This is a genomic window from Ruegeria sp. AI2 (genome assembly GCF_056541275.1).
This window is the reverse complement of sequence record NZ_JBQFYB010000018.1, coordinates 1-12236: the sequence shown is the minus strand read 5'-3', so window position 1 is coordinate 12236 and position 12236 is coordinate 1. Positions and strand designations below refer to the sequence as shown.

The following is a 12236-nucleotide window of genomic DNA, read 5'->3' as shown; positions in this document are numbered from 1 at the left end:
GGATTATAATGTGATGATGCCGGGAGTTTTTTCGGCCAGCGCCCTGACGATTTCCTTTTTGGGATAGAACGGAAAACGGTTCGGTTCTGACAGCACCTGCTCTTTGGAGAAGTACCTTCAGTCGATCCGATGCATCGGACCTGTGGATATGTCGGACCGCACCAAAGCCAAGTGAGACAATGGAGGTACCGTTGGGTGCGATTGAGTTTCACCAGTGCTGCCGTCTATTTTTCCCAATCCTGCGGGTCAAAGCACATTGTTATCATCTCGTTGTGCTTGTAAGGACGTTGCACAGTCCGAAAGGGCCGCGCCGTGCGGGCGTGATGGAATGGTAGACATATCAGACTTAAAATCTGAAGGGCGTATGCCCGTGTGGGTTCGAGTCCCACCGCCCGCACCAGGCACTTTCGAAAGCTGCATTCCGCCGCCCGGTTTGCGCGTCATCGGTATCGCAAATGCAGTGAAACGCAGCCTACGTCGTCATGGCGTCATATTCATGACCAGGACTATACCGGATACCCTAATTCCCGGATCAGCCTCCAGATGTCCTGGTTCGCGGCTGAAAGCTGATTGACGACCGCTTCGATTTCGCGAAGCGCATCATCATCTACCGTATCCGCGCGACCCAGTTTTATGTCGGTCTTGCGGTCAGCAATCCGCATCAGGATCGTTTTCGGGTTTCCGCTCTCCTGATCGAACGAATAGATGCAGTGGTTATACTTGTTTCGGATGCCGGAAAGCTTGCTGAGCCGTTGCGTGCGTTCAAGGATCGGGTCGCGAACCTGCGCGGGCCTTCCCTCCATCTTGGCAAGCCGTTCGACCAGATCAATACGCGCGCGGGTTGTGTTCAGGGTCAGGAAGATAATGACGGCCACGTCTTTCGACGTTCCGGAAAGGCCAGCGATCAGGTGGATCAGCAGGCTTTCGGTGTTGGTCCACATATAGTTCAGCCTGCCAACCAGAAGGATCAGGCGATCGAACCGGGCTTCGAACGTGTCAGTCAAGGGCAGAGTGCTGCGCCTCGTGTGGCGCAACCTCGTAGTAGAAATGCGCGGCAGCGGTGCGGTTGCTGACGCCGATCTTACCAACCACGTTGTGCATATGCAGTTTGACCGTGTGTTCCGTAATTCCCAGCTTGGCCGCGATCAACTTGTTGCTTTTGCCCTGCGAGACAAGTTGCAGGACCTGCTTCTCGCGACGCGTCAGCTTCAGATACCGCGATTGCTGGTCGACACCATTTGGGACATTTGTCACTGGACGGGTTGGGATGTCCCGCGTGCGCTGGCTTGGGAATGTGGCGCAATCGGCAAGGAAGCTGGGTAGGTACAGTTCTTCATGCATCAACAGCCTGAGGATGGCGCGCCAGGCATCGGGCGCCACATTCATGGGTAGAAACCCAATTTCGCCGAACTGCGCGCGATCCCAGGATTCAAACATATGCCGGGCCGATTCTTCCTTGCGATAGGCAAATGCGAGACAGCCGGATCCCGTACTTTTGGTATAGGCCATTGGGCGCGCCAACAGGTCTTCAAGCATCATCTGGTCCACAACAATGATCTTGCTGCAGCCGGGTGTGTGGCCGTTCATGGATTCGAGGGTTTCGAACCGCCGGGCACGAACCCCGAATTCAGTTTGAACGCTTCTTAGGGTCTGATTGGAGTAGAATAATTCTTTTCCAATAAAGACAACCGAAAAATCTTCTGAATAAAGATCCTGATTGGCAGTTTCTTCTATCAATGACACACTCATCACATTCCCTCGCAAACAGGGTCAACCAAAAATTGCTAATTTGAATTCTGGCGATCTAAAATAGTTAACTAATCAAATAGGTAATTAACTTTTATTATACTCGAAAGCATGGTTTTCCACAACCGGGAGGAGTTCTTCCAGAGCCCGTGCCATAGAACTTTCGGTTAGGTTTCCGCTTGGATATTTGTGCAACCAGCGGAAACAATTGAATTATTTTGTTGCGATTTTTTGTAGGTGGGTCATGCGGGGCAGGCGAGCGAAAACTCAGGTGTGTTCCAAAAGTAAATAATAAAAACAACACTGTAACTACTTCAAAACTTTCGACTAGCTAGGCGTGGGCGTGCGTCGCTGCGAACATGGCTGGGCTTCAATTGTCGAAGCGCCTGTCCCTGTCGCGCCGGTAATTGCGTATTCAAGCAACCTTCATGAACCGCCGCGCTTTCGGCTTAGCCGGGAAAGGAGGTGGCCATTTAGAAACTTCCACAGACCGCTTTCAGCGCGTTCATGCGCTGCGCGGATATTTTTGTTTCAATCTCGCCTGATGCCGCTTTTTAGATGAATGGCGGTCTGGCGTTCCAGAAATAGGAATTTGTCATGAGACGTAATGTGAATAATACAAACGTAACGACCGTCGACGAAATTAATGTCGAGAATCTGGAAGCTCCGGTAAATGTTGAAATCCCGATTGATGAGGCGTTTGTCGAAGCTGATCTGACTGCACAACAGCAGCAACAGGACCAGACTGTCGAAAACTCCAACGATCAGGGCCAGGACCAAAATCAAGGCCAGGATCAGGGTCAGGAACAAGGCCAGGACCAAGGCCAAGATCAGGGCCAGGATCAGGATCAAGGTCAGGATCAGGACCAGACGCTCAATGCCGGAGATAACACCAACGACAATTCAAACAGCAACGCGATCAATATCGACTTTGGTGGCGGAGAGTGGATTCCGCGCGATGATGATCAGGTTGATCTGGACTTCGGAGATAACGCGTCGGTTGGCGACGTAATCACCGCAGGCCGTGATCTAAACTATGATCCCGGCGATGACATGAATGTCGATATCTCAATGGATGGTGCCGGAACCGCAATGGCGTCCGTCAACAGTCAGGTCGCCAGTCTGAGCGATGACGACACGCTGGAATCGGCGTCAGTTTCGAACAATTCCGGTTTCTATCAGAATGGTAGCGCCTATGGCGGCACCGCCAACGCTGAAGAAGGTATCGGCGTCAAGTCCAACGGTGGAGATTCGGGCGACGGTGGTACCAGCTATGGTGGTTCGGCAGACTCGACCACGCTGGGCAGCCATGCGTTTGGTGCCGGTGGCGATACCGGCAGTGCCGACGCGGATTCGAGTGGCGGCGCCGGCGGTGATACCGGTGACGCAAATAACGCCAGCATTGGTGTCGGTCTGTCCGGCGCAGGGGCTGACGGTGACAGCACCGGCGGCGACGGCGGCGACGCTGACAGTTCGTCTTCTGCTGACAACGACGGCAGCACAAGCGTTGATGGTGACGGAACCGGCGGTAACGGCGGAAGCGCAGATTCGTTTGGTCTGGGACTGGGCCTTGGTCTGTCCGGCTCGAATGCCTCGGGTAGCGCCGATGGCGGCGACAGCGATTCCGACTCGAGCGGCACGGGCTTTGGTCTGGCCGGCAATGACGTAGACGCCGAAGGTTCCGACGGCGGTGACGGCAGCGCCTCGACAGACGGTTCGTCGTCGAATTCCAGTGACAGCACAACCGAAGCCAATGATGCAACTGCTGGCAGCAACGCAGCAGAGGGCAGCGCTGACAGTGGTGCGGACAGCTCGGCTGACGGAACTGGCGGACCTGGTACCGGCGGTGAAGGTTCAGGCGGCGAAGGAACCGGTGGTGAAGGATCCGGTGGCGACGGCACGGGCGGTGACGGTACCGGCGGTGACGGCGAAGGCGGATTTGCCGCTATGGTCGAAGCTGCAATCATGGCCCTGCAGGAAGAGCTTGGCATGGTTGATGCCGAAGCGGGCGAAGGCGGTGACGGAACCGGCGGTGACGGAACCGGTGGCGACGGTTCGGGCGGCGATGGCGCTGGTGGCGATGGCTCAGGCGGTGACGGTTCGGGCGGCGATGGTTCCGGTGGAACCGCCGACGCGGATTCGGATGCGCAGGGTGTTGGCGACCAGTCCGCAAGCGGCCCCAACATCAACCAAAGCCCGGGTGACGTGAACGGTGCATCCAGCAATTCGCAGAACACCGATGGAAGCGGTGGTGATGGCGGATCCAATTCTGCCAACGGCACAGCGGACGCAACGGGCTCTGGTACGTCTGCAGCAGACGGTGACGGCGGAGCAGGCGGCACAACGACGCCCACATCCACGTCTTCGGGCAACGGTGCCGGATCCGCCGATGCGGCCAATACCGCCGGTGATGGCGGAGCGGCGGATGTATTCGGTGATGCCGATACAAACGGCGCCGCCGACAGCCTGGCCGAAGCTATCGCCGGATACGGTGGTTCGGGCATGTCCGATAACGATGCCACATCGACCGGTTCGGGCGATGCGACCGGTGCGGCCAGCTCGGGTGCCGGTGGTGCCGGTGGCGCGTCTGCCGCAAATGGCGGAGCCAGCGGATACTCGACCGGTACAGCCATGTCCGGTGACACCATGGGTGGAACCATCACGGGCGGCAGCGCGGCTGGTGCGTATTCGGGTGACGGTGGTGCAGGCGGTAACGCTGGCAACTGGGGCTCGAATAACGGTGGCGATGGCATCGTGACCGGCGAGTCCTATGCCTCGGCAGCGGCTGTTGTCGACACCTCGGCCTTTAACCAGTCGATTGTCATGGGGGCCAACGTGCTTGGCAACTCGGTCGATACGACCATGGTCGGTGGCTCGATGACCTCGTCCTACGCAAGCGACGACAACGACGCATAAGTCATAAGGCGGGGCCCGCATTATTGGGCCTCGCTGTTTTCGAAAATGCCGGGGCCGCGCGCGGTGGCCCCGGCCCAACTGAACCCAAAGCGGAAATTCTGGCCGGTGCGGGTGAAAAAGGATGACCGACATGGCCCTTGACGCAATTACGGAAACGATAGCGCATTTTGTTGGAACATTTGAACTTACGATCGAACAGGCCCGGCTGCGGGACCAGTATGATGAATTCACTGCCCTGAGGCGAAAAGCCGAAATTGACGGGCTGGACGATCCTGCTGCGATCCATATCAGGGCCGATCTTGATATCCCGGTGGGCGAGTACAAACTCCTCCCATACAATTTTGCCCCACCTCAACCTAACCTGCCACTACCAGATGCGCCGAAGGGGCCTGTACATGAATCGGTGATCATCCTTGGTGGAGATGGGCCGGTTTCCGAGCGTTTTGTCCCGGACGACACGATTGGACCGTCATCCGCGCCTGTGCTTGTCATTCTGCGGCCTGACAATGTGCCGTTGGGGTCGGCGGTGAGTTACGTTAAGCAAAAGGTTTTCCTGCGCGACAACGACACGGTGGGCGAGGGTGAATTTCGCGACACGGATGCGCTGATCGCAAAAGGTGAGCAGATGCTGGACATGGCGTTGTCACTTCATGCCGTGGCAAGCCCGTCATTTTCACTCGCGGACTACCAGTCAATCGAGATGGTCGAGGCACTGGCCGAACAGATGTTGAACCCGATGAACGGGGATGTGGATGGAGTCACCGTGTATCAGTTCCATGGCGATGATGCCTTGGGCGTGATCGTCAATGGCAAGCACATGGCCGAAGCACCTGAATGGACCGACCTGTTGCCTGCTTTCCATCAGCCGGATGAAGCGACTGGTGATGAAGCGGACACGCCGTGGCCCGCCGAATGGGACCAGTCCAAGGATTCCGATTTTGACGACGGGCATCTGGTGGTGACCGGTGGTAATCTGGCGATCAATGCAGTGTCTGCGACTATTGGTTGGGTGGATGCTCCGTACATTGTTGTAGGCGGGCAGGCCATCAATCTGACGGTCATCAGTCAGGTCGCGCTTGTTTCCGACTGGGACGTAGGTGCCATGAATGCCGGAAGCGGTACCAACCTGGTTCAGTCTTCGGTGATCGAAGTCGAAGGCAAAGAGGCCGCCTGGCTGGACGATGTCGACGGAACAAGCGGCCAGCCCGCATATGTTGTTGTCGACTGGGTTCACGGCGATCTGGTGGTCGCGAATTTCATCAACCAAAGTATTGATGCCACCGATATTGATCACATTCAGACCGAAATTTCAGCCACATCCACGCTTTACGTGCTGGGCGACAACGAAATGTACAATGTCGCCGATATCGTGCAGTTGGGCAGCTATTACGATCTGATCATGATCGGCGGAAACATGATTTCAGTCGATGTGCTGGTTCAATCCATGGCCCTTATGGATGACGACATCATCAGCGGCGGAGTGCCCGCGCCGGTGATGGGCGGTGATGAAAACCTGCTCATGAACGACGCGTCGGTCAAAACGATCGGCAAGGACATTCACCAGGATATGCAACAGAATATGGCGGACGCGCTTGCCATACCGGAAATGGACATGGACGCGTTGGAAGACGCGCTTCTGAATGATCCGATGTTCGCCGGGATGGAGCAGTTGCGCGTCCTTAAGATCGACGGCGATCTTATACAGGTGAACATCGTCAATCAGGCCACGATGATGCTTGATCAGGATGATATTGACCTGTCCGGCCCGAATGCTGCCGGGGCCGATGTAGTCGCGGGCAGCAACGCCATGCTGAACACCGCGCATCTGACCAAGATGGGTGTGGACTCGACGGTCATGGCAGCTGACGGGTCGTATTCCGATCTGCTGCTGCATCAGGCCAGCCTGATCGACATGCCGGACAACGACGAGATTACCGCGATGACCAATGAGGCAATTGCGGCCATCATGGGTGACATGACCGTCGCGCAACCGGATGCGGCCCTGGCACTGAATACCCCAGCTCTTGATGCAACAACACCTGACGACGGCCTGCAAACCATGTTGGCCTGATCCCCCAAGATTTTTACCGAGTGACCAGAAGGTTTCTACATGTCGTTTGTTTTTTCGTCGCGCCGCCACCCCTTATCCAGCCCGCTGGACAGGCAAGGCGGGTTGGGTCTGAAGCGTCAGGATCCCGAACCTGGGACAGATCCTGCAAAACGGGCCACAGGTGCCACCACCCGACTGCATCTGACGCAGGAGTTTCGAGTGCCTGAACCAGATCAAAACCGGCCGGTTGAAAACGATGCGTTGAAACCGGCCAAAGACCAGAAACACTCATGTGAACAACCGCGCGCTGAACCTCCCCATTGGCGTGCGCCGCCGCAGCCCGTGCAAGACAAGGACATTGCGGGCGGTGGTGACGGGGTGGCTGATGCTGACGGCCCGGATCATGCAACCGCGGACGAAACGACAGCGCGCAAGACCCCCTCTGCGCGCGCGTCCGGCGCGGATCACATGGGCGCAACGATCGAGGCCAAGGCAAACCAGCCACTGTTGCGGACAAACTCCGGCGGCGGTGACGGGAACGGGCCACCCCAAACCTTTCACAAGCGCACCCCGCCCGAGGATTTCCAGCGCACATTGCGGGATTCGATCCGGGCGATCCGGCGTAACCTTGCATTTGTTCTGGTGCTGACCTGCGCGACCAATATTCTGATCCTGTCGATTCCGATCTACCTGTTTCAGATCAGTGACAGGGTTCTGACCAGCCGATCTTTGGATACGCTGATCATGTTGACGGCAATCGTCGCCGGGGCCGTGATCTTTCAGTCAGCCTTTGATGCGGTGCGGCGGTTTACGCTGATGCGAACCGGTGTCGAGGTTGCCGTTCGTTTGGGTGCCCCGGTGCTTAGTGCGGCTGCGCACGCGTCGTTGCATGGAAACGGGCGCGAGTATCAGACGCTTGGCGATTTGCAGCAGCTGCGGGGTTTTCTGGTTTCCGGCACGCTGATCTCGTTTTTGGACGTGCCATTCGCGCCACTGTTCATTCTGATGATCTTTCTCGTGCACCCGCAACTGGGCATGATCGTCGTGGTGACAGCGCTGATTCTGATGACGATTGCGCTGATCAACCAGAAAATGACAGCCAAACCGTTTGCCGAGGCAAACAGGGCACAATCCATGGCGAACCTGCATCTGGATTCCATGTCGCGCAACAGCCAGATCATCAACGCCTTGGCCATGATCCCCGAGGCGGTGCGGATCTGGGGGCGGGACACCGCCCAATCCCTGACCTGGCAGGTGCGCGCGCAGGACCGAAACGTGATCTTCGCGGCGATTTCGCGCGCTGTTCGTCTGCTGACTCAGATTGGCATTCTGGGTTGGGGCGCATTTCTGGCACTGCAGGGAGAGATTACCGGCGGAATGGTGATCGCGGCCTCAATCATTGCCGGGCGCGCCTTTGCGCCCATCGAAGGTTCGATTGAAGGGTGGAACAGTTACCTGCTGACGCGCGCGGCCTATGGACGGATCAAGGCGCTGCTGTCAACCTCGGCCCTGCAACACGAGAAGTTGCGCCTGCCGCGCCCCGAAGGCCGGCTGGATGTTGAGCGGTTGCTCTATGTCCCCGGTGGAACCAAACGTGTGGTTCTGAACGGGATTACCTTCTCACTCACCCCCGGTGAAACACTGGCCATTATCGGCAATTCCGGTGCGGGCAAAACCACCTTGGGCAAAACCCTTGTCGGGTCCGTTCTGCCCACGTCGGGAAGTGTGCGGCTGGACCTGATGGATATCCGCAACTGGGACCCGCGCCAGTTTGGAGAAAGCATAGGTTATCTGCCGCAGGATGTGCAGCTGTTCCCCGGAACCATCAAGGACAATATCGGCCGGATGCGGGCTGATGCCACGGACGAACAAATCCACGACGCCGCTGTTCTGGCCGATGTACACAACATGATCGCAACCCTGCCGCAGGGATATGAGACTGTGGTGGCCTCCGATGGATCGCCTTTATCGGGCGGACAGAAACAACGCATTGCGCTGGCGCGGGCGTTTTTTGGGAACCCGCGAATGGTGGTGCTGGACGAGCCGAACTCGAACCTTGACGTTGCCGGGGACAAAGCCTTGGCGCGTGCCATTGAACAGGCGCGCGAAAGCAAAATTACCGTGGTCGTCATCACGCAGAAACCGACCCTGCTGAATGTGGTCGACAAGATCATGTTGCTGACCGATGGGCGCGTCGCATTGTTCGGTCAGCGCGAGCAGGTTCTTCAGCAGATCAACGGGCCGCGCAAACGGACCGGAATTGAAGGGCAACAGGGAGGCTGACCATGAATGACCTCGTACCCGTAAGGCACTCTGCCGGTGAACCTGACGTCTGGTATGCGGAAGTTCCGCGCTCGATCAACCGCTTCATTGTCACCGGTATAATCATGCTGGTCGTCTGTTTTGGCGGTTTCGGAGTGTGGTCCTTCAGTGCCCCGCTGGCGGCGGCGGTCATCGCGCAGGGCAGCTTTGTCGCCACCGGACGCAACAAGATTGTCCAGCACCTTGAGGGCGGGATCATCGAAGACATCAAGGTCACTGAGGGGCAATCGGTTCAGGCAGGTCAGGTGCTGATGACGCTGGATCAGACCTCGGCCCAGGCCAATGAGCGCGAGCTGTTCATCCGCAAATTGCGCTTGCAGGCGATGACCGAGCGGTTGCTGGCGGAATATGGGGAACGGGATCGTCTGGTCTTTACGCCAGATCTGGTCGAGGCCTCCAAAGACGTGGAAGTCATGGCCATTCTCGACGGTCAAATGCTCAGCTTTGATGTGTCGCGCAAGACCTTGCTGAATGATGTGGCACTTTTGGAACGCAATATGGAGGCTTTGAAGATCCGGGCAAGCGGCTTTGAGGCCCAATTGGACAGCATGGTCACACGTGCCGAGATCTTGCAGGAAGAGTACGAGTCCAAAAACCAGCTTTTCCAGAAAGGGCTGGTTCGAAAGGGCGAATTGAACACGATCCGGCGAGTGCAGGCCGAAGCCGAGGGGCAGCAGGCCCGGTTGCAGGCGGAGGCCGCTGAAATCAATCAGATGCTTCTGAAATACCAGGAACAGATTACGCGCACCCGATCCGCCTATCGCGAGGCTGCACTGGATGAATTGGGCGTGGTCGAGGCCGATCTGGAAAGCGTGCGCGAAAAATCCCGTCAGGCCCGTAATGTCCTGGACCGGGCCGTGGTACGGGCTCCTGTGACCGGGACAGTGGTTCGCCTGCATTATCATACTCCGGGTGGTGTGATCGAAACGGGCGAACCCATTGCCGAAATCCTGCCTGCCGATGCGCCGTTGATTATTGAGGCGCAAATCCCACGCACCGAGATTGATAGTGTGGTAACCGGGCAGACCGCCTCGGTGCGACTGATCGCGCTCAATCAGCGCACAACGCCGGTTTTGTACGGAGAAGTCTTTTATGTCTCTGCCGACGCGCTGCTTGAAGAGGCAGCAGGCGTTCCAAAAGAGGTATATCTGGCGCGTATCTCACTTACCCCAGACGAGCTGCACCGGGTCAGCGGCTTTGTTCCGACCCCCGGCATGCCTGCGGAAATTATGATCCAAACCGAGGAACGAACTTTTGCGGCCTATATCGCCAAACCTGTGTCGGACAGCATGTCGCGTGCGTTTCGCGAGCAATAACCTAGGTGCCTAAGGCCGTTGTTTTACTTACATCAATTCGCCCATAACCCATTTGCGAGTTGCGTGTAGGAGAACGCGCGTGCCTTTGACGGTGCAAGACTTGGGTTTTCACACGCTCCACATCCTTGGCGGGTTGGCGGATCGGCTCAACGGTGGTTGCGAAATCACAGGTTCATGAAGCGCCAGATTTCCGCATCTGATGCAAATCAATGCAAAACACATTCGAATCGAGACATGTTTGGCCGGAAGTCATCATAAGGAACACCCGACCATGTTTCGCCTTGCCGCCATGCTGTATTCACTGATCGCCACTGCCATTTCAGGTTCTGCCGTAATCGCTGTGCTGTCTGCGGGATTGGTTTCCGTCAGCGCAATTGTCGGTGCCGCAGTTGCTGGGGCGGTCATCGCTGCTCCGGCGTCGTGGATGGTGGCCCGACGGCTGTACCGGGGCGCCTGATCAGGCGTTCAGGAACGTCCGAATCGCCGCTTCGAATTCACGTGGCTTTTCGGCGTGCAGCCAATGCCCGGCTCCGGGTATTTTGGCAAAACGCGCGCCGGAAAACAGCGAGCGGATTTCAGGGCGGTGTTCCGGCAGGACATAATCCGATGCCGCGCCCGACAGGAACAGGGCGGGGCCATTCCATGTGGCGTCCAACTTGGGGAAGCCCATGATCTTTGGCATCTCGGCTGCAAGAACATCCAGATTAAGCAGCCACCGTTTTCCCTTGATATCCAGCGATTGGGTGAAAAAGCTTTGCAACGCTTTCTCAACACCTTGATCGGCCAATTGCATTTCCGCATCCGACCGGCGGGTGATGCGCGAAAAATCAACAGCCCGCATGGCCTCGATGAACTGGATTTGGCTGTGCGCGTATTGAACCGGCGCGATGTCGGCGACCACCAGCTTGTTCACCAACCCATTGTGCCGCAGGGCCAGGGTCATGGCAGCCTTTCCGCCCATGGAATGTCCAAGAACATCCGCCACGCCGCCGATCTGTTCTATGACTTCGGCGATATCCTGTGCCAGATGGGGATAATCATGGCTCGGGTCCCACATGCTGTAAGCATGGTTGCGCATGTCCACCGCCACAACCTGCCGTTCGTCTGAAAGCCTTTTGGCAATGACGCCCCAATTCCGAGCAGATCCGTAAAGGCCGTGTGCTATTACCAGCGGTGGGCGGGCGGTCGGTTCGCCATGTACAATCGTGTTCAGCATAGCTTGCGTGATACAAGTGCCTACAGCGGATCACCAGCCCCATTGTAGGTCTTTGTGGTGCAGGCTAGATTGCGGCGGCAGGAGAGAGCCCATGCCTCAGGACCCAGACATTCAGACCCGGATCGCCGAGACGGTGGCCTTGCTGCGTGCCAAGCTTGGCGTGCGCGACAAGACGCTAGAGGCATCCATTCGCAAGGCAAAACGACGTCTGCCGCGCCGGGTGTACCGGCAGGCCATGGTGCTTGCCCGGTCCGAGGCGATGGCGTCGCACCCGAAGATGCGGTTGATTCTGGATACTCCCAAGCTCGTCAGGGCGTCGGACGTGGTGCAGGACCATCTGGGAAGCATCAACCTTGCGGACCGCAGGTGGGGCTGGTTCCTTGGTTTGCTGGGGGGGCTGGCTTTCAACCTGTTGGCTCTGACAGCGCTGTTGCTTGTCTTTCTGTGGTGGCGCGATTTGATCTGACTTTCAGAAGGCTGCCAAGCTGACGCGTGGCCAGATCCCCCTCTATCGAAGCGACTGCTCAAACAACAAAAAACGGCGCCTCAAGAGCGCCGTTTTCTTTTCTTTTTAATCGTTTACAGGTTCGGGTAGATAGGGAAGCGGTTGCAGAGGTCTGCGACCTGGGCGCGGACGCGGGCTTCGACTTCGGCGTTGCCGTCTTCGCCG

At 57.4% G+C, this 12236-nt stretch carries 9 protein-coding genes and 1 tRNA gene; 7 read left to right on the top strand and 3 right to left on the bottom strand.

What is annotated here, in order from left to right:
- Positions 1-314: 314 nt before the first annotated feature.
- A tRNA-Leu gene (locus tag ACR0LL_RS19285) sits at positions 315-400 on the top strand.
- A 106-nt stretch (positions 401-506) separates the two neighbouring features.
- Here ACR0LL_RS19285 and ACR0LL_RS19280 read toward each other — a convergent pair.
- Together ACR0LL_RS19280 and ACR0LL_RS19275 are read right to left on the bottom strand one after the other, a co-directional pair.
- Positions 507-1004, bottom strand: a complete 498-nt coding sequence (locus ACR0LL_RS19280) for a hypothetical protein (protein ID WP_245220737.1) — start codon at positions 1002-1004, stop codon at positions 507-509.
- Positions 997-1749, bottom strand: a complete 753-nt coding sequence (locus ACR0LL_RS19275; protein ID WP_480588774.1) for a helix-turn-helix transcriptional regulator — start codon at positions 1747-1749, stop codon at positions 997-999. Before ACR0LL_RS19275 ends, ACR0LL_RS19280 begins: the two co-directional genes overlap by 8 nt.
- 606 nt (positions 1750-2355) lie before the next feature.
- Between ACR0LL_RS19275 and ACR0LL_RS19270 the strand changes: the two genes are divergently transcribed.
- The 5 genes from ACR0LL_RS19270 (at position 2356) to ACR0LL_RS19250 (ending at position 10807) form a co-directional block, all read left to right on the top strand.
- A complete protein-coding gene (locus ACR0LL_RS19270; RefSeq protein ID WP_480588773.1) occupies positions 2356-4662 on the top strand; it encodes a hypothetical protein in 2307 nt (768 codons plus the stop codon).
- A gap of 130 nt (positions 4663-4792) precedes the next feature.
- On the top strand, positions 4793-6733 hold the full coding sequence (locus ACR0LL_RS19265; protein WP_480588772.1) for a type I secretion protein: 1941 nt from the start codon (positions 4793-4795) through the stop codon (positions 6731-6733).
- Positions 6734-6772: 39 nt separating this feature from the next.
- The gene (locus ACR0LL_RS19260; RefSeq protein WP_480588771.1) at positions 6773-8995 is read left to right on the top strand and encodes a type I secretion system permease/ATPase; all 2223 of its coding nucleotides are present in this window, start codon (positions 6773-6775) and stop codon (positions 8993-8995) included.
- A gap of 2 nt (positions 8996-8997) precedes the next feature.
- Positions 8998-10350 (top strand): HlyD family type I secretion periplasmic adaptor subunit, encoded by a 1353-nt coding sequence (locus ACR0LL_RS19255; RefSeq protein ID WP_480588770.1) that lies wholly within the window; start codon positions 8998-9000, stop codon positions 10348-10350.
- 271 nt (positions 10351-10621) lie between these two features.
- The gene (locus ACR0LL_RS19250; RefSeq protein WP_480588769.1) at positions 10622-10807 is read left to right on the top strand and encodes a hypothetical protein; all 186 of its coding nucleotides are present in this window, start codon (positions 10622-10624) and stop codon (positions 10805-10807) included.
- Here the strand turns inward: ACR0LL_RS19250 and ACR0LL_RS19245 are convergent, their stop codons facing one another.
- Positions 10808-11566: an alpha/beta fold hydrolase gene (locus ACR0LL_RS19245; RefSeq protein ID WP_480588768.1), complete on the bottom strand. Its 759-nt coding sequence runs from the start codon at positions 11564-11566 to the stop codon at positions 10808-10810.
- A gap of 91 nt (positions 11567-11657) precedes the next feature.
- Here ACR0LL_RS19245 and ACR0LL_RS19240 point away from each other — a divergent pair, with 91 nt between their 5' ends.
- On the top strand, positions 11658-12032 hold the full coding sequence (locus ACR0LL_RS19240) for a hypothetical protein (protein WP_209507997.1): 375 nt from the start codon (positions 11658-11660) through the stop codon (positions 12030-12032).
- Positions 12033-12236: the final 204 nt, after the last annotated feature.